20 protein-coding genes are annotated in these 20,759 nt (G+C 63.3%); 14 read left to right on the top strand and 6 right to left on the bottom strand.

What is annotated here, in order from left to right:
• Positions 1–92: 92 nt before the first annotated feature.
• From CQ14_RS05775 to gntR, 5 genes are all read right to left on the bottom strand, one after another.
• Complete coding sequence (locus CQ14_RS05775) at positions 93–485, bottom strand: GFA family protein (protein ID WP_057856972.1); 393 nt, start codon at positions 483–485, stop codon at positions 93–95.
• Between the two features lie 31 nt (positions 486–516).
• On the bottom strand, positions 517–1,263 hold the full coding sequence (locus tag CQ14_RS05770) for an SDR family NAD(P)-dependent oxidoreductase (protein ID WP_057856971.1): 747 nt from the start codon (positions 1,261–1,263) through the stop codon (positions 517–519).
• 209 nt (positions 1,264–1,472) lie between these two features.
• Entirely contained in the window at positions 1,473–2,207 is a 735-nt protein-coding gene (locus CQ14_RS05765; RefSeq protein WP_057856970.1) for an SDR family oxidoreductase, read from the bottom strand.
• A 132-nt stretch (positions 2,208–2,339) separates the two neighbouring features.
• Positions 2,340–4,160: an IlvD/Edd family dehydratase gene (locus CQ14_RS05760; RefSeq protein WP_057856969.1), complete on the bottom strand. Its 1,821-nt coding sequence runs from the start codon at positions 4,158–4,160 to the stop codon at positions 2,340–2,342.
• 191 nt (positions 4,161–4,351) lie between these two features.
• Entirely contained in the window at positions 4,352–5,383 is a 1,032-nt protein-coding gene (gntR, locus tag CQ14_RS05755) for an HTH-type transcriptional regulator GntR (RefSeq protein ID WP_057857210.1), read from the bottom strand.
• Between the two features lie 193 nt (positions 5,384–5,576).
• Here gntR and CQ14_RS05750 point away from each other — a divergent pair, with 193 nt between their 5' ends.
• The 14 genes from CQ14_RS05750 to CQ14_RS05685 all read left to right on the top strand — a co-directional run bounded on the left by CQ14_RS05750 (position 5,577) and on the right by CQ14_RS05685 (position 19,364).
• Positions 5,577–6,644 (top strand): ABC transporter ATP-binding protein, encoded by a 1,068-nt coding sequence (locus CQ14_RS05750; protein ID WP_057856968.1) that lies wholly within the window; start codon positions 5,577–5,579, stop codon positions 6,642–6,644.
• A 55-nt stretch (positions 6,645–6,699) separates the two neighbouring features.
• Positions 6,700–8,019 carry an ABC transporter substrate-binding protein gene (locus CQ14_RS05745; protein WP_057856967.1) on the top strand — a complete coding sequence of 440 codons (1,320 nt, stop codon included), beginning with the start codon at positions 6,700–6,702 and terminating at the stop codon, positions 8,017–8,019.
• A 127-nt stretch (positions 8,020–8,146) separates the two neighbouring features.
• A complete protein-coding gene (locus CQ14_RS05740) occupies positions 8,147–9,106 on the top strand; it encodes a carbohydrate ABC transporter permease (protein WP_057856966.1) in 960 nt (319 codons plus the stop codon).
• Positions 9,099–10,025, top strand: coding sequence for a carbohydrate ABC transporter permease (locus CQ14_RS05735; protein WP_057856965.1), 927 nt, complete (start codon positions 9,099–9,101; stop codon positions 10,023–10,025). Before CQ14_RS05740 ends, CQ14_RS05735 begins: the two co-directional genes overlap by 8 nt.
• 109 nt (positions 10,026–10,134) lie before the next feature.
• Entirely contained in the window at positions 10,135–11,121 is a 987-nt protein-coding gene (gene denD, locus CQ14_RS05730) for a D-erythronate dehydrogenase (RefSeq protein ID WP_057856964.1), read from the top strand.
• Between the two features lie 33 nt (positions 11,122–11,154).
• Positions 11,155–12,093 carry a sugar kinase gene (locus CQ14_RS05725; protein WP_057856963.1) on the top strand — a complete coding sequence of 313 codons (939 nt, stop codon included), beginning with the start codon at positions 11,155–11,157 and terminating at the stop codon, positions 12,091–12,093.
• Complete coding sequence (gene eda / locus CQ14_RS05720) at positions 12,090–12,740, top strand: bifunctional 4-hydroxy-2-oxoglutarate aldolase/2-dehydro-3-deoxy-phosphogluconate aldolase (protein ID WP_057856962.1); 651 nt, start codon at positions 12,090–12,092, stop codon at positions 12,738–12,740. The genes CQ14_RS05725 and eda overlap by 4 nt, the downstream gene beginning before the upstream one ends.
• A 55-nt stretch (positions 12,741–12,795) precedes the next feature.
• A complete protein-coding gene (locus CQ14_RS05715) occupies positions 12,796–13,965 on the top strand; it encodes an acetyl-CoA acetyltransferase (protein WP_057856961.1) in 1,170 nt (389 codons plus the stop codon).
• Positions 13,966–14,090: 125 nt separating this feature from the next.
• Positions 14,091–14,300 (top strand): hypothetical protein, encoded by a 210-nt coding sequence (locus CQ14_RS05710; RefSeq protein WP_057856960.1) that lies wholly within the window; start codon positions 14,091–14,093, stop codon positions 14,298–14,300.
• A gap of 122 nt (positions 14,301–14,422) precedes the next feature.
• On the top strand, positions 14,423–15,625 hold the full coding sequence (locus CQ14_RS05705) for a CaiB/BaiF CoA transferase family protein (RefSeq protein WP_057856959.1): 1,203 nt from the start codon (positions 14,423–14,425) through the stop codon (positions 15,623–15,625).
• A gap of 9 nt (positions 15,626–15,634) precedes the next feature.
• Positions 15,635–16,801 (top strand): acyl-CoA dehydrogenase family protein, encoded by a 1,167-nt coding sequence (locus tag CQ14_RS05700; RefSeq protein WP_057856958.1) that lies wholly within the window; start codon positions 15,635–15,637, stop codon positions 16,799–16,801.
• 13 nt (positions 16,802–16,814) lie between these two features.
• Complete coding sequence (locus tag CQ14_RS05695) at positions 16,815–17,951, top strand: thiolase family protein (protein ID WP_057856957.1); 1,137 nt, start codon at positions 16,815–16,817, stop codon at positions 17,949–17,951.
• Complete coding sequence (locus CQ14_RS05690; protein ID WP_057856956.1) at positions 17,948–18,307, top strand: Zn-ribbon domain-containing OB-fold protein; 360 nt, start codon at positions 17,948–17,950, stop codon at positions 18,305–18,307. Before CQ14_RS05695 ends, CQ14_RS05690 begins: the two co-directional genes overlap by 4 nt.
• A gap of 529 nt (positions 18,308–18,836) precedes the next feature.
• On the top strand, positions 18,837–19,364 hold the full coding sequence (locus CQ14_RS05685) for a carboxymuconolactone decarboxylase family protein (RefSeq protein WP_057856955.1): 528 nt from the start codon (positions 18,837–18,839) through the stop codon (positions 19,362–19,364).
• Positions 19,365–19,391: 27 nt separating this feature from the next.
• Here CQ14_RS05685 and CQ14_RS05680 read toward each other — a convergent pair whose 3' ends face one another.
• A complete protein-coding gene (locus tag CQ14_RS05680; RefSeq protein WP_057856954.1) occupies positions 19,392–20,648 on the bottom strand; it encodes an Hsp70 family protein in 1,257 nt (418 codons plus the stop codon).
• Positions 20,649–20,759 lie beyond the last annotated feature (111 nt).

Genomic DNA, 20,759 nt, shown 5'->3' with positions numbered 1-20,759 from the left:
AGCCCGGATGCAGCGAAGCGCAATCCGGGAACGGTCCAGCCGCGCTGAAACAACCCCGGATTACGCTGGCGCTTTATCCGGGCTACGGGCTGTTACTGGGGAACCGTCTCCTGATATTGCGGTAAACCGTCATCCAGCCGCACCCAGGCGATCTTTTCCGAGACCCAGATGTGCTCGGTCGGCGCAAAGGCGTTGCGGTCGTCGAAGGCGGCGAGCGCCACGCCGACGACGGTGCCGTTGGTGCGCCGGGAAAACAGCCTTGTCCCGCAAACCTTGCAGAACACCCGGTCGAGCGCTTCCGAGGACGGATAGCGCGCGGTATCGCCCGAGACGGTCAAATTCCGCTGGTCGAACAGCGCGCGGGCAAAGAACGGCGAGCCCATCGCCTTCTGGCAGTTGCGGCAATGGCAGATGCGGACATTGACCGGCTCGCCCTCGGCCTTGAACCGCACCGCGCCGCAGAAACACCCGCCTTCTCTGGTCATCGCTCTCTCCCAGTCGGGTGGTGGAAGTAGATCAGTACGTCGCCCGGCCGCCGGAAATGTCGAACACCGCACCCGTCGAGAACCCGCAATCCTCCGACGCCAGCCACGCCACCATCGCCGCGAGTTCTTCCACGAGGACGAAACGCGCCTTCGGAATTTTCGACAGCATGAAGTCGATGTGCTGCTGCGTGAGCTGGTCGAAGATCGCGGTCTTCGCCGCTGCCGGCGTCACCGCGTTGACGAGAATGTCGTGCTGGGCGAGCTCCTTGCCGAGCGACTTGGTCAGCGCGATCAGGCCGGCCTTCGAGGCCGAATAATGCGCCGCGTTGGGGTTGCCTTCCTTGCCGGCGATCGAGGCGATGTTGACGATGCGGCCGTATTTCTGCTTGAGCATCGCCGGCACCACGGCCTTGCAGCAGATGAAGGGACCGTCGAGATTGATGCGCATCACCTTGCGCCATTCGTCGAGGTCGGTTTCCCACACCGTTGCGTTGACGCCTGCGATGCCGGCATTGTTGACGAGGATGTCGATCTTGCCGAGCGCTTTCAGCGTCTCGTCGCGGGTTTTCTCGACGGCAGCGAGATCGGACACGTCGACCTTGAAGGCCGAGACGGCCGGACCGATTTCCCTGGCGGTCTTTTCCGCAAGCGGCAGGTCAAAATCCCAGATCGCGACCTTGGCGCCCGATGCGACGAAGCGCTCGGCGATCGCACGTCCAAAACCCTGCGCGCCGCCGGTGACGACGGCGCAACGGCCGTTCAGATCGATCTTGTTCATAGGTGTTTTTCCTCTCCCTCGAATCCTGCGGCGTCTGCGGTCTGCTGCCTCGCCCCGCTCTTCGCGGGGAGAGGGTCGGGGTGAGGGGCTGTTTCCGCGAATTCGGTGGACGACATTTGCGCGGAGAGATCCTGCCTTGCCCCTCACCCGGAAACTTGGCTTCGCCAAGCTTCCGACCTCTCCCCGCCAAGAGCGGGGAGAGGTTGAGATCACAACGTCCAGCCGCCGTCGATGACGTGCGCGACGCCCGTCGTGAATGCACTCTCGTCGCTGGCGAGATAGACGGCGAGCGACGCGATTTCCTCGGCGGTGCCGAGCCGTCCCATCGGCTGCCGCGCGATGAACATCTCGCGGCCGTTGGGGCCTGCAGCCGCCGCGCGATCGAGCATCGACGGGGTTTCGACGGTGCCGGGGCAGATGCAATTGCAGCGGATACCCTTGGCGATGAAGTCGGTGGCGACCGAGCGCGTCAGCGCCGCGACCGCGGCCTTGGTCGCGCCATAGACGTAGCGGTTCGGCGCGGCCTTGAACACGCCGGCGGCGGACGAAATGTTCACGATCGTGCCGCGGCCATTTTCCAGCATATCAGGCAGGAAGGCGCGGATCGTGCGGTGCATCGACTTGACGTTGAGGTCGAACGAAAAATCAAAGTCGTCGTCGGAGCAATCCAGCACCGTGCCGTGATGCACGAAACCCGCGGCATTGAGCAGGATGTCGGTCTTGCCGGCGCGTTTGGCCATGGCGGCGACGGCGGCGCTGTCGCGCACGTCGAGTCTGGCCACTTCTGCAATGCCTTCGCCCTTCAGCGCGGCAAGCTTGGCCTCGTCGACGTCGGTGGCGAATACGGTTGCGCCTTCACGCGCAAAGGCCACCGCGCAGGCGCGGCCGATTCCGACGGCGGCGGCGGTGACGAAGGCGCGCTTGCCCTTCAGGCGATCTGACATTTTCTTCTCCTAGTATTTTGGCTCGATGCGTATTGATCGTCATTGCGAGCGGAGCGAAGCAATCCATCTCACCACGGAACGGAAAGAATGGATTGCTTCGTCGCTTACGCTCCTCGCAATGACGCGTCCGCGTTAGTGATTATCCCGCGCCACGCCGACCGTGCCGGCAATATTCTGATAGCGCGTGGCGAGCTCCATGCAGGCGCCGGTGGCCTGCTGGCCGACGGTCGAGCGATAGACCTCCTGCCACGGCGTCTGGTTGGCCGGGTAGGGGAAGCCGCCCTTGTCCTTCAGCTCGGCGCGACGCTTCTTCAGTTCATCGCTCGTGATCAGGATGTTGGCGTCGCCCTTGTTGAGGTCGATGCGAACCTTGTCGCCGGTCCGCAGGATCGCAAGTCCGCCATCGGCGGCAGCTTCCGGCGAGGCGTTGAGGATCGAGGGCGAGCCCGAGGTGCCGGACTGCCTGCCGTCGCCGATGCAGGGCAGCGAGAGGATGCCGCGTTTGATCAGCGCCGCCGGCGGCTGCATGTTGACGACCTCGGCGCCGCCGGGATAGCCGATCGGCCCGGCGCCGCGGATGAACAGCACGCAGTGCTCGTCGATGTTGAGCGAGGGATCGTCGATCCGGTCGTGATAATCCTCCGGTCCTTCGAATACGATGGCGCGGCCTTCGAACGCATTCGGGTCTTTCGGATTGACCAGATAGCGCTCGCGGAATTCCTTGGAGATCACGCTGGTCTTCATGATCGCGGAATCGAACAGGTTGCCGCGCAGCACCAGGAAGCCGGCGTCCTTCACCAGTGGCTTGTCGTAGCTCCAGATCACGTCGCCGTCGGGCTTGGGCGCCTCGCGGCAGTTTTCGCCGATGGTGCGCCCGTTGACCGTGACGGCGTCTTCATGGATCCGCTTCTTCGCCATCAATTCGCGCACCACCGCCGGCACGCCGCCGGCGCGATGATATTCCTCGCCGAGATAAAAGCCGGCCGGCTGCATGTTCACCAGCAGCGGGATGTCGTGGCCGTGCTTCTGCCAGTCGTCGATCGAGAGCTCGACGCCGATATGCCGCGCCAGCGCGTTGATATGGATCGGCGCGTTGGTCGAGCCGCCGATCGCCGAATTCACGGCGATGCAGTTCTCGAACGCCTTGCGGGTCAGGATGTCTGAGGGTTTGAGGTCCTCCCAGACCATCTCGACGATCCGCTTTCCGGTCTCATAGGCGATCTGGCCGCGCTCGCGATAGGGCGCGGGGATCGCCGCGCATCCCGGCAACGACATGCCGAGCGCTTCCGCCAACGAATTCATCGTCGACGCCGTGCCCATCGTGTTGCAATGGCCGACCGACGGGGCCGAGGAGGCCACGATTTCGATGAACTCGTTGTAGTCGATCTCGCCGGCGGCAAGCCGTTCGCGTTGCTTCCAGACGATGGTGCCGGATCCGGTGCGCTCTCCGTTGAACCAGCCGTTCAGCATCGGGCCGCCCGAGAGCACGATCGCGGGCAGATTGACCGTCGCCGCCGCCATCAGGCAGGCGGGGGTGGTCTTGTCGCAGCCGGTGGTCAGCACCACGCCATCGAGCGGATAGCCGAACAGCACTTCGACCAGGCCGAGATAGGCAAGGTTGCGGTCGAGCGCCGCGGTCGGCCGCTTGCCGGTCTCCTGGATCGGATGCGTCGGAAATTCCATCGCGATGCCGCCGGCCGCGCGGATGCCTTCGCGTACCCGATGCGCCAGTTCGAGATGATGCCGGTTGCACGGCGAGAGATCATTGCCGGTCTGGGCGATGCCGATGATCGGCTTGCCGGACTGCAATTCTTCCCGGGTCAGGCCGTAGTTCAGGTAGCGCTCGAGATAGAGCGCCGTCATGCCCGGATTGTGCGGGTTGTCGAACCATTCGAGGGAACGCAGTCGGCGGCCCTTGCCGTTGGTGGCAGTCTTGTTGTCGTTCTTTTTCATTGGTTCCTCCCGCGCTGCAAACCCGGTGAGCGGTTCAAATCGAGGCAGCGATTGCACAATGCTGAAAATTTCATCTGCTGCAAACGTGCTCGCCCGCGCCGATCGGTTTCCGGTAAGTCAATCCTAATTCGCTCCAAAAGGTAGCGCTACCATTTTCATCATCCGCTGCGACGTTCTGTCTGACGTCATCGTTACGTGGTTTGCGGCATCGAGCTTTCGCGGACCATGAGTTGAAAGCCGAGGTTGAGGACGGGCTCTCGCGGCCGGCGGCCTTCGATCGCGTCGATCACCATGGTGACGGCGTGCCGTCCCATTTCATAGCGATTGGTCCGGACGCTAGTGAGGGAGGGGACCGCGGACGCCATGAACTCCAGGTCGTTGAAGCCGACGATCGCGAGATCGCGCGGTACCGCGATCTGGCGGCGCTGGCATTCGAACAGCACGCCCAGCGCCAGGTCGTCGTTGACGCAGAATACTGCGTCGATCTCGGCCGTGCGCGCCAGAAGATCGGCGAACAACGTCCCGCCAAGCGTCACGGTTGTCGGCACCGAGGTGGTGACGACGAGGTTGGGATCGAACAGGGATGCCGCCTTCATGGCATCACGATACCCCTCGAACCGCCGCTGCACGCGCGGATCCATTCGCGCGCCGAGAAATCCGATGCGACGATGCCCTTGCTCCAGAATGTGCGAGATCGCGGCAAAACTGGCGTCATAGTGCGAAAAGCCGACCATCATGTCGACCGGGCTGTCGCCGATCTCCATGATCTGCGTGACCGGGCAATTCATCGACTCCAGGATCGTGCGCGATTCCGCAGTCTGATTGATACCCGTGACGATCAGCCCTGCGGGCTTTTGCGCCCGAAACAGCCGCAGCAGCTTTTCCTCCTGAAGGATGCTGTAGCGCGTATTGGCGAGCTGAATGGAGTAGCGGCTGCCTTCGGATGAATCGTAGATGCCGCGCAACACATCGGCGAATACGTTGTTGGTGAGGGACGGGATCACGACGCCGATGACCTCGGTACGGTGCGAGGCCAGTGCGCGCGCGGCAAGGTTGGGAACATAACCCAGTTCCTTCACCGCGCTATCGACGCGTTCCCGCTTGCTCTCCGACAGCGCTTCGGGATTTCTGAAAAAACGCGACGCCGTGATCGGGCTGACACCGGCCAGCTTGGCGACCTCGGTGAGGCGGATTTTGCCAGACTTTGTCTGTTTTCGTCCCATCTTGCGCTCATACCACAACAGATTAGACGTTTGAACAATTATTGACAGCGCTACCATCGGATTGCTAAAAACCGCCAAACTGCGGATGATAATGACCGTTGAATTCGGCTTCCGGCATTAGAGTCGAAAAGACAGCAAGGCGTCGCCGCCCGCTTGTGGCGCCAATAACAGAACAATGAGGGGAGTGAATTCGATGTCGTCGGTACAGATTCGCGACGTGCGCAAGTCGTTCGGCAATTTTGAAGTTTTGCACGGCGTGTCGATCCCGATCGAGGATGGCGAATTCGTCGTGCTGGTCGGCCCCTCCGGTTGCGGCAAGTCGACCTTGCTGCGGATGCTCGCCGGTCTCGAAAACATCACCTCCGGCACGATTTCGATCGGCGACCGCGTGGTCAACAATGTCCAGCCCAAAGAGCGCGACATCGCCATGGTGTTCCAGAACTACGCGCTCTATCCGCACATGACGGTCGCCGACAATATGGGCTTTTCGCTCAAGCTGCGCGGCGCCAAGCCCGAGGAAATCTCAACCGGCGTCAAGCGCGCCGCTGAAATTCTCGCGCTCACCCCGCTGCTCGACCGTTATCCCCGGCAGTTGTCGGGCGGCCAGCGCCAGCGCGTCGCCATGGGCCGCGCCATCGTGCGCGATCCGCAGGTGTTTCTGTTCGACGAGCCGCTATCCAACCTCGACGCCAAGCTGCGCGTCGCGATGCGCACCGAGATCAAGGAGCTGCACCAGCGGCTGAAGACCACCACCGTCTACGTCACCCACGACCAGATCGAGGCCATGACCATGGCCGACAAGATTGTCGTGATGCACGACGGCATCGTCGAGCAGATGGGCACCCCGCTCGAACTCTACGACACCCCGGCCAACCAGTTCGTTGCGGGCTTTATCGGTTCGCCGGCGATGAACTTCCTCAAGGGCAAGGTGAAGTCGAACGGCAGCGCGGGCTTCGAAGGCCCGAATGGCGTCAAGCTGCCGCTGAAAACCGCGCCCGCCAATTCCGAGGGCCAGCCGGCCGTCTACGGCGTGCGGCCCGAACATTTCACCATCGCCGATGACGGCGCCGAAGCCGAGATCGTGGTGGTCGAGCCGACGGGATCGGAAACCCAGGTCTTCGCCAAGCTCGGCGGAGAGCAGGTGGTCGCCGTGTTCCGCGAGCGGCATCAATTCAGTCCGGGCGACAAGGTTCGGCTCAAGCCGGATCCGTCACTCGTGCATCTGTTCGACGAGACGACGGGCAAGCGACTGAATGGCTGAGCAATAACTAAAGTGGCTGAGCAATAACCAAAAAATACTAAAGGGAGGATGGACTATGCAGGACTTTACCCGCCGCTCTCTGCTTCAGGGTGGCACCGCGCTAGCAGCGGCCGGCGCATTGACCGGACCGGCTCTGTTCGATTTCGCCAAGGCCTGGGCGCAAACCTCGCCCTGGAAGGCCGAATCCGGCGCCAAGCTGACCGTGATGCGCTGGAAGCGTTTCGTGCCGGCGGAAGACGATGCCTTCAACGCTATGGTCGCCGCGTTCAAGGCCGCGACCGGCACCGAGATGAACGTGTTCTCCGAGTCGTTCGAGGACGTGCAGCCGAAGGCCTCCGTGGCCGCCAACACCGGCTCGGGCCTCGACCTCGCCTGGGGTCTGCATACGCTGCCGCAGCTGTTCCCGACCAAGGTCCTGAAGTTGAACGACGTTGCCGATTACCTCGGCAAGAAATACGGCGGCTGGACCGACGCGGCGCAGAGGACCTGCATGCTCGGCAATGACTGGCTTGGCATTCCCGTCGCCACCATCGGCGGCTACATGACCTACCGCAAGTCCGCGACCGACAAGGCGGGCTTCAAGGAATTTCCGAAGGACTTCCCGAGCTTCCTCGAAATGTGCAAGGCGATGAAGGCGAACAACACGCCGGCCGGCTTTGCGCTCGGCCATGCCTCGGGCGACGCCAACGCCTGGCTGCACTGGATCCTCTGGGGCCACAACGCCTGGACCGTCGACAAGGACGACAAGGTCATCATCAACTCGCCGGAAACGATGAAGGCGCTGGAGTACTGCAAGACGCTCTCCGAAACCTTCGTCCCCGGTACGGCGTCCTGGAACGACTCCTCCAACAACAAGGCCTACCTCGCCGGCGAATTGTTCTGCACGGCCAACGGCATTTCGATCTACGTGGCGGCCAAGGACGATGCCAGCAAGAAGGAGCTGGCCGAGGATACCTATCACGGTCTGTGGCCGGTGGGGCCGATCGGCAAGCCGACGGAACTGCAGCTTGCCGTGCCGATCCTGGCGTTCAACTTCACGAAATATCCGAATGCCGCGAAGGCCTTTATCGCCTTCATGCTGGAGAAGGAAAACTACGATAAATGGTTGACCGGCGCGCGGGGTTATCTGACCCACACGCTCAACGCCTATGACGCCGCGCCGGTGTGGACGGCCGACCCGAAGAACGCCGTGTTCGCTCAGGCCTCCAAACGCGCGCTGCCGGCTTCCGGCATCGGCAAGGTCGGCGAGAAGCCTGCGACCGCGATTGCCGACTTCATCGTGGTCGACATGTTCGCCAACTACTGCACCGGCTCCAAGGATGCCAAGACCGCCATGGCGGAGGCCGAGCGGCAGCTGAAGCGCATCTATCGGTAAGATGTGAAAGCGGGCGGCGGGCAACCGCCGTCCGCTCCATCGGTGTTTGGAGCAGCTCCGGGAAAGCGGGTAGGGGATTTTCCGGTGCGGTCGTGCACAAGGCAAAGGCGTAAACGGGACATCGCCCATGGCTGACATTGCAATCGCGCCAAGACGCGCCAAGACGGAAGTCCGCGAAGCGACGTCGTGGGACCAGCTCAAGCACAACAGGAACTGGCTCGGCTTCTGGTTCATGGTGCCGGCGATGGCATTCCTGATCCTGTTCCTGGCCTATCCGCTGGGCTTAGGCATCTGGCTGTCCTTCACCGACACCAAGATCGGCCGCGTCGGGCAGTTCATCGGTATCGAGAACTACGAGTGGCTGTGGGACGACGCCATCTTCTGGCTCTCGGTGTTCAATACGCTGCTCTACACCTTCGTCGCCAGCGCCATCAAATTCGGCATCGGCCTTTATCTGGCGCTGCTGCTCAACGAGAACATGCCGTTCAAGGCGATGCTGCGCGCCGCGGTGCTGATCCCGTTTATCGTGCCGACCGTGCTGTCGGCGCTGGCCTTCTGGTGGATCTTCGATTCCCAGTTTTCGATCATCTCGTGGTCGCTGAAGCATCTCGGCATCATCAACCAGAACATCAATTTCCTCGGCGATACGACATGGGCGCGGATCTGCGTGATCTTCGCCAATATCTGGCGCGGCGTGCCGTTCGTCGCGATCACGCTGCTCGCGGGCCTGCAGACGGTGTCGCCCTCGCTCTACGAGGCGGCGACGCTCGACGGCGCATCGCGCTGGCAGATGTTCCGCCACATCACCTATCCCTTGCTCACGCCGATCATTGCGGTCGTGATGACCTTCTCGGTGCTGTTCACCTTCACCGACTTCCAGCTGATCTGGGCGATGACCCGCGGCGGACCGGTGAACGCCACGCACCTGATGGCCACCTTGTCCTACCAGCGCGCGATCATCGCCGGGCAACTGGGCGAGGGCGCCGCCATCGCCAGCGCCATGATCCCATTCCTCCTCGCGGCCATCATGGTCTCCTGGTTTGGATTGCAGCGCCGCAAGTGGCAGCAGGGAGAAAACAATGACTGACCTCCCGACCACGCACGTTAATCTCAAGGGTGTGCTGACGGCTTCGGCGCCGACCGCGGACCATTCCGAGGGCATGAGCTATCTGCAGTCGGTGCCGCGCCGGCTGGTGACGCTCTATCTCCCGCTGTCGATCATCGTGTTCGTGCTGCTGTTCCCGTTCTACTGGATGGCGCTCACCGCCGTGAAGCCGGACGCGCAGCTCCTCGACATGGAGACCTACAGCCCGTTCTGGACCTGGAATCCGACCTTCAAGCACTTCTACAAACTGCTGTTCGAAAGCCATTATCCGATGTGGCTCTGGAACACGATGTATGTGGCGGTGTGCGCCACTTTCCTGTCGATCGTCGCATCCGTGCTTGCCGCCTATGCGATCGTGCGGCTGCGCTACAAGGGCGCCAACCTCGTCGGCGGCCTGATCTTCCTGGCCTACCTCGTGCCGCCGTCGATCCTGTTCATTCCGCTCGCGACCGTCGTATTCCAGTACGGGCTGTTCGACTCGCCGCTCGCGCTGATCCTGACCTATCCGACGATCCTGATTCCTTTCTCGACCTGGCTGCTGATGGGTTACTTCAAGACGATCCCGTTCGAGCTGGAAGAATGTGCGCTGATCGACGGCGCCAGCCGCTGGCAGATCCTGATCAAGATCGTGCTGCCGCTTGCCGTGCCCGGCCTGATCTCGGCCTTCATCTTCTGCTTCACGCTGTGCTGGAACGAGTTCATCTACGCGCTCACCTTCCTTCAATCGACCGCGAACAAGACCGTGCCGGTCGCGATCGTCAACGAGTTCGTCGATGGCGACGTCTACCGCTGGGGCTCGCTGATGGCGGGCGCGCTGGCGGGCTCCTTGCCGCTCGTCATCCTTTACGCCTTCTTCGTCGAGCACTATGTGTCGGCCATGACGGGAGCCGTGAAAGAGTGAGCGCTTTAAGGCCCGGGTCTGACATTATCTCTTGACGCGTTTTCTTCACGCGAACCGGTTCCTACTTCGCTTGAAAACGCTATAGAAGAGTTCAAAAAGGAGACGGGTCTTGCACATTCTAATTCTCGGCGCCGCCGGTATGGTCGGCCGCAAGCTGACCGACCGGCTGCTGCGCGACGGCCGCCTCGGCAAGCGCGAAATCACCCGCATGACGCTGCAGGACGTGGTGGCGCCCACCAAGCCCGCCAATGCCTCGATCCCGATTGAGGTCGTCGCTTCCGATTTTGCCGATGCGGGGGCTGCGGCTCCGCTGATCGCCGGTCGCCCGGAAGTGATCTTTCATCTCGCCGCCATCGTCTCGGGCGAGGCGGAAGCCGAATTCGACAAGGGCTACCGGATCAATCTCGACGGCACGCGCTATCTGATCGACGCCATCCGCCACGCCGGCGGCGGCTACAAGCCGCGGCTGGTGTTCACGTCCTCGATCGCGGTGTTCGGCGCGCCGTTCCCGGAAAAGATCGGCGACGAGTTCTTTCATACCCCGCTGACGAGCTACGGCACGCAGAAATCGATCTGCGAACTCCTGATCAACGACTACACCCGCAAGGGTCTGCTCGACGGCATCTCGATCCGCCTGCCGACGATCTGCGTGCGGCCGGGCAAGCCGAACAAGGCGGCATCCGGCTTCTTCTCCAACATCATCCGCGAGCCGCTGGCGGGCGAGGAGGCCATCCTGCCGGTCTCCGAGGATGTCCGGCACTGGCACGCCTCGCCGAAATCGGCGGTCGGCTTTTTGGTTCACGCCGGCACCATGGATCTCGACGCGATGGGCCCGCGACGCAATCTCAGCATGCCCGGCATGTCCGTGACCGTCGGCGAACAGATCGCAGCACTCGACCGCGTCGCCGGCAAGAACGTCACCGCGCGCATCAAGCGCGTGCCCGATCCGACCATCATCGGCATCGTGTCCGGCTGGCCGCGCGACTTCTCCACCGACCGCGCGCTCAAGCTCGGCTTCACCACCGCCGAGAAGACGTTCGACGACATCATTCGGATCCACATCGAGGATGAACTCGGCGGCAAGTTCGCAGGCTGACGTGACTTCACGTTTCCCAGCGCGGATGCGGTCATGAGCAGGGTAGCCTGCATCGGCGAATGCATGGTCGAGCTGAAGCAGGCCGAGGGTGGCCTGTTTTCGCGCGGCTATGGCGGCGACACGCTCAATACTGCGGTCTATCTCGCCCGGCTCGGTGCGGGCGCCGATTACATCACCGCGCTTGGCGACGACAGCCTTAGCGACGAGATGATCGCCGGCTGGGCGGCCGAAGGCGTCGGCACCGTCAGCGTGGCAAGGCTGGCCGGCAAACTGCCGGGCCTCTACATGATCCAGACCGACGACAAGGGCGAGCGGCGGTTCTTTCACTGGCGCGACAGCGCCGCCGCGCGCAGCCTGATGGATTTGCCGCAGACGCCGGAGATCCTGAATGCGCTGGCCGGCTATGACGTGATCTATCTCTCGGCGATCACGCTGTCGCTCTACGGCAGCGAGGGCCGGACGCGGCTGTTTGCGGCGCTCCAGCGCGCGCGTGAAGCCGGGGCACGGTTCGCCTTCGACACCAATTTCCGGGCGCGCGGCTGGCCTGACCTCGACGTCGCCCGTGCCGTGTTCCGGGAGGCGTTTAGCGCAGCCGATATCGTGCTGGCGTCCACCGAGGACCTGCTGCCGCTTTATCCCGGTGAAAGCAACGACGCCTTGCTGTCGCGGATTCCGGGCGCGGAGGTGGTGCTGAAGCTCTCCGAACCGGCGAGCATGCTTCGGCTCCAGGGCGCGCTTTATCCGGTCAGGGCCGAGCCGTTGAAAGCGCCCGTCGTCGATACCACCGCGGCCGGCGACAGTTTTGCCGCCGCCTACGTTGCCGCGCGCCTGATGGGCGCGGACCCGATCGAGGCCGCGCGGGCGGGACACCGCCTCGCCGGGGTTGTGGTATGCCATCCCGGAGCCATCATTCCACGCGCGGCGATGCCGCCCGGCCTCCTTCCCGCTACCTCTCGCAAGGCATCTCCATGAGCGCAGCTTCCCGGCAGGAAAAACTCGCCGCCATCTTCAAGTCCGCCACCGTCATCCCCGTGCTCACCATCGAACGGGTGGAAGATGCGGTGCCGCTGGCGCGCGCGCTGGTCGCAGGTGGCGTGCGCGTGCTCGAAGTCACCCTGCGGACGCCGGTCGCGGTCGAGGCCGCCAAGGCGATGATCGCCGAGGTGCCGGCCGCCATCGTCGGCATCGGCACGATCCTGAACGCCGACGATCTGGCGAGGGCGAGCGCGCTCGGGGCCAAATTCGGCATCAGCCCCGGCGCGACGCCCGAGCTGCTGAAAGCCGCCGCCGCCAGCGACCTGCCATTTGCGCCGGGGATCGCGACCGCCTCCGAACTGATGCAGGCGCTGGCCGCCGGCTTCGATCTCTTGAAATTCTTCCCCGCCGAGCAGGCCGGCGGTATCAAGGCACTTCGGGCGCTGGCGGGGCCGTTCCCAAACGTCAGGGTTTGCCCGACCGGCGGCATCGGCGAGGTCAATGCGGCGGCCTGGCTGGCCGAGCCGAACGTGGTGGCGGTCGGCGGTTCCTGGCTGTGCACGGCGGCGGACATTCGGGCCGGCAACTGGGCCGGCATAACCGCCATGTGCCAGCGCACCCTGAAATCGCTGAAACCGGCGTGAAGTCCGCCTGCCGATAGGCTACAACGTTCTTCAAACCGGAACAGGGAGAACGACCATGACAGCCAGCATCGTCGGATGGGCGCACACGCCATTCGGCAAATTCGACGCGGAGACCGTCGAGAGCCTCGTGGTGAAGGTTGCGACCGACGCGCTGGCCGACGCCGGTATTTCCGCTGAAGACGTCGACGAGATCGTGCTCGGGCATTTCAATGCCGGCTTCTCGCCGCAGGACTTTACCGCCTCGCTGGTGCTGCAGGCCGATCCCAAGCTGCGCTTCAAGCCGGCGACGCGGGTTGAAAACGCCTGCGCCACCGGTACGGCGGCGGTGCATCAGGGTATCCGGGCGATCGCCTCGGGCGCGGCCCGGATCGTGCTGGTGGTCGGCGTCGAGCAGATGACGCGAACGCCCTCGGCCGATATCGGGCGTTACCTGCTGAAGGCGTCGTATCTGCCCGAGGATGGCGACACCGTCGGCGGTTTCGCCGGCGTGTTCGGCAAGATCGCGCAGGGCTATTTCCAGAAATACGGCGACCAGTCGGACGCGCTGGCGCTGATCGCGGCCAAGAACCACAAGAACGGCGTCGCCAATCCCTATGCGCAGATGCGCAAGGATTTCGGCTTCGAGTTCTGCCGCTCCGAGAGCGAGAAGAATCCCTATGTCGCCGGCCCGCTGAAGCGCACGGACTGCTCGCTGGTGTCGGACGGCGCGGCCGCGCTGGTGCTGACGGACCTGGAAACCGCGAAGACGATGGGCAAGGCGGTGAACTTCCGCGCCACCGCGCATGCGCAGGATTTCCTGCCGATGTCCAAGCGCGACATCCTGCAGTTCGAAGGCTGCACGGTGGCCTGGCAGCGCGCGCTGGCGCAGGCCGGCGTGCAATTGTCCGATCTGTCGTTCGTCGAAACCCACGACTGTTTCACGGTTGCCGAACTGATCGAATATGAAGCGATGGGCCTGACGCCGCGCGGGCAGGGTGCGCGCGCCATCAAGGAAGGCTGGACGCTGAAGGACGGCAAGCTGCCGGTCAATCCGTCCGGCGGCCTGAAGGCCAAGGGCCACCCGATCGGCGCCACCGGCGTCTCCATGCATGTCATGACCGCGATGCAGCTCGCCGGTCAGGCGCCGGAGGGCATGCAGCTCAAGAACCCGAAGCTGGCCGGCATCTTCAACATGGGCGGCGCGGCGGTGGCGAACTACGTCTCCGTGCTGGAGCCCGCAAAGTAGCCGAGAACGTGCTAACCTGGGGGTGGGCATAGGCGCATGAGCGCCGTGCCCACCATGAGTACCGTGAGATGAGGCTGGTGGGCGCGCTTTGCTTTGCCCACCCTACAATTTCCGGAGCGTGCATCATGAGCAACGAAAGTTCGTTGTCATCGGCAGAACTGAATAACCGGATCAGGATTCTGGAGGACAACATCCGGCAGTTGATCGAACAGGCTGCCGCCGCCTCCGGCGAACAGAACGAAGCGCGTATCGCCGATCGCCTCCACCATCAGAATGAAGAGCTGGAACGCCTGACCCGCGAGCGCGACGCCAGATCCAAGCCGCCGACGACATAGCCGCTGTCGTCGCGCATAAGGCCATACGCTGGGCGCGCCTTGATCTTCGTGAGTGCCTGCCGTTACTTGGTTCCCACAACAAATGCGGCCGCGATGGCCGCGTATCGGGAGCAGGCTGACCCATGGGACCATTGGAGGGCATCAAGGTCATCGATATGACGACCGTGCTGATGGGGCCCTATGCAACCCAGATGCTCGGCGACTACGGCGCGGACGTCATCAAGGTTGAATCGCTCGACGGCGACGTGACGCGGCAGATCGGGCCGACGCGCCATCCCGGCATGGGACCGGTGTTCCTCAACACCAACCGCAGCAAGCGCTCCATCTGCCTCGACCTGAAGAAGCCGGCCGGGCGCGATGCGGTGTTGCGGCTGATCAAATCCGCCGACGTGCTCGTCTACAATGTGCGTCCGCAGGCGATGGCGCGGCTGAACCTCGGCTACGACGTGGTGTCGCAAGTCAATCCGCGCCTGATCTATGCCGGCGTGTTCGGTTTCGGCCAGGACGGCCCCTATGCGGCAAAGCCTGCTTATGACGATCTGATCCAGGGCGCCACCGCACTGCCGGCGCTGATGGCGCAGACCGCCGATGGCGTGCCGCGCTACGTTCCCAATGCGCTGGTCGACCGCATCGTCGGATTGACCGCGGTCGGTGCGATCTGCGCCAGCCTCGTCGATCGCAACCGTACCGGGCGCGGCCAGCGCGTCGACATTCCGATGTTCGAAACCATGGCCGGCTTCGTGATGGGCGACCACATGGGCGGTCTCACCTACGAGCCGCCGCTCGACAAGGGCGGCTATGCCCGACATTTGTCGCCCGACCGCCGGCCTTACAAGACTTCCGACGGCTATATCTGCGTGATCGTCTACAACGACAAGCAGTGGCAGAATTTCTTCGATGCCACCGGCCGTGACGATCTTCGCGTTCACCCGAAATTTGCGACGTTCGCCGGCCGTGCCGCCAATATCGACACGGTTTATGCCGAGCTGGCGCGCATCCTCGAGACCAAGACCACTGCCGAGTGGACCGCGATCCTCGAGAAGGCCGACGTGCCTGTCATGCCGATGCACGATCTCGAAAGCTTGCTCGGCGATCCCCACATCGTCGCGACGAAGTTCTTTCCGGTCGTCAAGCATCCGACCGAGGGCCGCATTCGTAACATGAGGCCATCGGCGCGGTTTTCGGAAACGCCGGTTGAAACAAAACGGCTGGCGCCGCGCCTGAGCGAGCACAGCGCCGAAATCCTCAGCGAAGCGGGTTTCTCGGCGGACGAGATCGCAGGCCTGGTGCGCGATGGCGTCACCAAGGCTGTGCCAAACACATAGGACGGACACATGGATTTTGCGCTATCCGCCAATCAGGAATCGATCCGTGATGCGGTCGGAAAGATCTGTTCGCGCTTCGACGATGCCTATTGGCTGAAGAAGGACAAGGACGGCGGTTACCCCGCCGACTTCCACCGCGCGCTGGCGGATGCCGGCTGGCTCGGCATCTGTATCCCAGAGGAATATGGCGGGTCCGGGCTCGGCATCACCGACGCCGCGATCATGATGCGGACGATTTCGGAATCCGGCGCCGGCATGTCCGGCGCGTCCGCGGTGCACATGAACGTGTTCGGGCTCAATCCCGTCGTCGTGTTCGGCACCAAGGAACAGTGCACGCGCATGCTGCCGCCGATCATCGACGGCCGCGACAAGTCGTGCTTTGCGGTGACCGAACCCAATACCGGGCTCAACACCACGCAACTGAAAACCCGCGCGGTGCGCAAGGGCGACAAATATGTCGTCAACGGCCAGAAGGTCTGGATTTCCACGGCCCAGGTCGCCAACAAGATTTTGCTGCTGGCGCGTACCACGCCGCTGGAAGAGGTGAAGAACCCGACCCACGGCCTGAGCCTGTTCTACACCGATTTCGACAAGCAGCGCGTCACCGTGCACGAGATCGAGAAGATGGGCCGCAAGCCCGTCGATTCCAACGAACTGTTCTTCGAGAACTTTGAAATTCCAGTCGAGGACCGTCTGGGCGAGGAAGGCCGCGGCTTCGAATACATCCTGCACGGCATGAATCCGGAGCGCATCCTGATCGCAGCGGAAGCGGTGGGGTTGGGCCAGGTCGCGCTGTCGCGCGCCGCGGCCTATGCCAAGAACCGCATCGTGTTCAACCGTCCGATCGGCATGAATCAAGCCATCCAGCATCCGCTGGCCAAGAACTGGATGGAGTTGGAGGCTGCGTGGCTGATGGTGCTCTCCGCCGGCTGGCAATACGACCAGGGCATGCAATGCGGGCCGGCCGCCAATGCCGCAAAGTATCTCGCGGCCGAAGCGGGCTTCCACGCCTGCGAGCAGGCTGTCATGACGCATGGCGGCTTCGGTTACGCCAAGGAATATCACGTCGAGCGCTATTTGCGGGAATCCCTGATCCCGCGCATCGCGCCGATCAGCCCGCAGCTCATTCTCAGTTTTATCGCGGAAAAGGTGCTGGGCCTGCCGAAGTCGTATTGAGAAACAGACAGCCATGAGCTTCATCACCGGTGTCGGACTGACGTCCTACGGCAAGCACGAAGGCTCGTCCTCGCTCGATCTCATGAGCAAGGCCGCTGAAACAGCCATTGCCGATGCCGGTCTGAAGCGCTCCGAGATCGACGGCATTCTCTGCGGCTATTCGACGGTCTCGCCGCACATCATGCTGGCGACCGTGTTCGCCGAACATTTCGGCGTTCAGCCGTCCTACGCCCACGCCGTGCAGGTCGGCGGCGCCACCGGCCTTGCAATGACGATGCTCGCGCATCATTTGGTCGACGCCGGCGTCGCAAACCATGTGCTGGTGGTCGGCGGCGAGAACCGTCTCACCGGGCAGAGCCGCGATGCCTCGATCCAGGCGCTGGCGCAGGTCGGTCATCCCGATTACGAGGTGACTTTAGGGCCGACGATTCCCGCCTATTACGGCCTCGTCGCCTCGCGCTACATGCACGAATATGGCGTCACCCAGGAGGACCTCGCCGAATTTGCGGTGCTGATGCGGGCGCACGCGATGACCCATCCCGGTGCGCAGTTTCATGAACCGATCACCGTCGCCGACGTGATGGCCTCAAAGCCGGTGGCGATGCCGCTCAAGCTTTTGGACTGCTGCCCGGTGTCCGACGGCGGCGCGGCGTTCGTGGTCAGCCGCGAACGCACCGGCGCGACCGGCATTCGCGTGCGCGGCTGTGCGCAGGCGCATACCCATCAGCACATCACGGCCGCGCCGGCTTTAAGCGAACTCGGCGCCGAGATCGCGATCGCCAAGGCCAAGGCGGCTTCCGGCGTTGCGATATCGGATGTGCGCTACGCCGCAGTCTACGACAGCTTCACCATCACGCTGGCGATGCTGCTGGAAGACCTCGGCCTTGCCGGGCGCGGCGAGGCGGCGGCGCGGGTGCGGGCAGGGCATTTCTGCCGCGACGGCGCCATGCCGCTCAACACCCATGGCGGCCTCTTGAGCTATGGTCATTGCGGCGTCGGCGGCGCGATGGCGCATCTGGTCGAGACGCATCTGCAGATGACCGGGCGCGCCGGTCCGCGGCAGGTCCGCGATGCCTCGATCGCGCTGTTGCATGGCGATGGCGGCGTGCTGTCGTCGCATGTCAGCATGTTCCTGGAGCGGGTGCGATGAGCGACAAGTTGGCCGATTGGACCAAGGGCGTCGAGGCCATCGTCTATCAGTCCTGCTCGGCTTGCGGGAACGTGCAGTATTTCCACCGCAGCTTCTGCGCCGCCTGCGGTGCGCCGGATCCCGTAGAGAAGCGTGCCAGCGGAAGCGCGACCGTCTACGCGACATCGCTGGTGTGCCGTGCCGCGACGCCTGAAACGCGCGCGCACGTTCCCTACAACATCGTGCTGGTCGACGCGGAAGAGGGCTTTCGCATGATGGCCCACGGCGACAACGATCTCGCCATCGGCGACAAGGTCACGGCAGGCTATCGGCCGTTTGCGGGAAGGCTGGTGCCGTATTTCGAGAAGATAAAGTGAAGTGTTCAGGCACGATGCTCACGCAACGAAGCAACCCAGAATTACGCGGAACGGTGAAAAATCTGAGTGCTTCGACGCGTCAACATTCAGTGCCAGTAGAACACAACGCTGGCGATAACGAGCATCGCTGATACCGCCAACATCTGCGCGAGCGCTTCCGAGGCCGCCTTCCTGGTGGCTTCCTTCATGCCTAACTCCCTAGACTTGGGCATGAGTCATCCTTGCCCGTGAAGGCCTGATGAGCTCAGTTTGGTTTACTCGGAACACCCCGCGCGACGAGTATTCGCTCTTTTGAGTCCCCACTCAGCGAATATCGACAGTCCCGAGAATCGACCAGCATTGAGGCGGCAATTTGTCTCGCTCGCAGCCGGTTTGTGCGCGAGAAAGGGAGTTTTTTGGCGCGGGTCTAGGGGCTTGGGCGCCGGCTCGAACCCGCGGCGGCCGCGTTTCGACGGTTGATCGGGCTCCTGCTGCGGTGCATGATCCCTCTGTCAGCAAATCAGAAAAGTCCAGGACCCCAAGGTGACGAATGGCCCGCATTGAATATAGCGATCCCGCCAAGCACAATGATCGCACCCGAGAACTGCTCGGCAAAAACCGCAATGCGAACATCTTCCGGATGATGGCGCATTCGCCGAGCTATCTCGAACAGTACTGCCGACTCGGCGGAGCGATCAGGCACAAGGGTGAACTGGACCCGATCGTGCGCGAACTCGCCATCACCCGCACCGGCATCCTGTGCGAGGCGCCCTATGAAATCGTCGCCCACAAGCGGATCGGCAAGAATGTCGGCGTCACCGACGAGCAGAACGAGGCGCTCGAGCACTGGCAGGTGGCGACCTGCTTCAATGATGTGCAGCGCGCCGCGCTCGCCTTCACCGACGAGATCGTCAGGCATCACAAGCCGACGGACGCGACCTTCAACGCGATCGCTTCCAAGCTGACCCCGGCCGCATTGATCGAACTGCAGCTCTCGGTCGGCTTCTACATCATGACGTCGAAGTTTCTGGAGACCTTTGCCATCGACATGCAGCCGGTGACGGAAGTGGTGGGCTGATCCGCGATTGTTCCGCCAAGACAAATCTCAATTCGCAGGTCCGTATCGGCGCAGCGCCTCCAGCGTCAGCCCCTTGCCGACGGCGCCGAAGATGTCGCCCTCGACGATGCGGGCCGCCGGCACCGCCTTGGTAATCGCCTTCTGGACATGGGCGAGTTTTACGGAACCGCCGGTCAGGAACACCGAATCGATATCGCCGGCCGCCAGCCCCGCCTGAACCAGGCAGTTCCTGATGCGTGCCGCGATCCGATCGGCCAACTGCTTGGTATGGCTGACGAGATCGGGACGGTCGACGTCCGCGCTGAGGCCGGGAGCGACCCATTCCAGCGGAATGTCCGCGCGCGGTTTCTCGGAGAGTGCGATCTTGGCGTCTTCGACTTCCATCGCCAGCGTATGGCCACGCTGTTCGTGGATCACGCGGATCAGGCGGTCGAGAAGTTCCGGCCGGCTTGCCTGCTGGCGGACCTGCCGGATATCGGCGATCACGCGCGATTCATACATGCGGTTGATGCTCGACCAGGTGGCGAGGTCGTGGAAATAGCTCGACGGTACGTCAAGCCCGGCGCGCTTCATGGCGCTGCGGAATCCGAACAGCGGCATGACGACGCCGAGGCTGAGCTGACGGTCGAAATCGGTGCCGCCGATGCGCACGCCGTCATTGGCCAGAATATCGGCAGCGCGATCGGCCTTGCCGTGGCGCTCGGGCCCCAGGCGCACGATCGAGAAGTCCGACGTGCCGCCGCCGATATCGGCGATCAGCGCGAGTTCCTCGGATGTGATCTGCCGCTCATAGTCCAGGGCCGCCGCAATCGGCTCGAACTGAAACGTGACTTCGTCGAAGCCTGCTCCCTTCGCAATTGAGCGCAGGGTTTCTTCCGCCTTGCGGTCGGCATCCGGCGCATTGTCGACGAAATGCACGGGCCGGCCATGGACGACACGGCGCAGTTCGCGCCCCGTGGCCTGTTCCGCGCGGCGTTTGACCGCCCCGACGTAATAGGCAATCACGTCGCGAAAGCCGACCCGGGCGCGCCCGAGCCGGGTGGTTTCCTCGATCAGCGAGGTGCCGAGCACCGATTTGAGGCTGCGCATCAACCGGCCGGCCGTGCCTTCGATATAGGCTTCCATGGCCCTGCGGCCGATCAGGACGTTGCCATTCGCCTCATAGAAGATCGCACTGGGAATCGTGGTGTGTTCCGCCTCGAGCGGCGCCAGAGCCGGCGTCCGGCCATCGATGGTGCCGAGCGTCGTGTTCGACGTTCCGAAATCAAGGCCGCAGATTGACATGGGAGGCTCCGGGAGGGAGCGCCCGTTTACACATTACGAGGCCATCAATCCACCCTTATCTCGGCGTGTTTTTCCGGCGATTCAGGGGTGCCCAGGGTTGACCGACAGGCC

Source organism: Bradyrhizobium lablabi (assembly GCF_001440475.1).
Taxonomy (GTDB): domain Bacteria; phylum Pseudomonadota; class Alphaproteobacteria; order Rhizobiales; family Xanthobacteraceae; genus Bradyrhizobium; species Bradyrhizobium lablabi.
The sequence above is the reverse complement of the archived record's forward strand: the minus strand, read 5'-3'. Positions and strand labels throughout refer to the sequence as shown.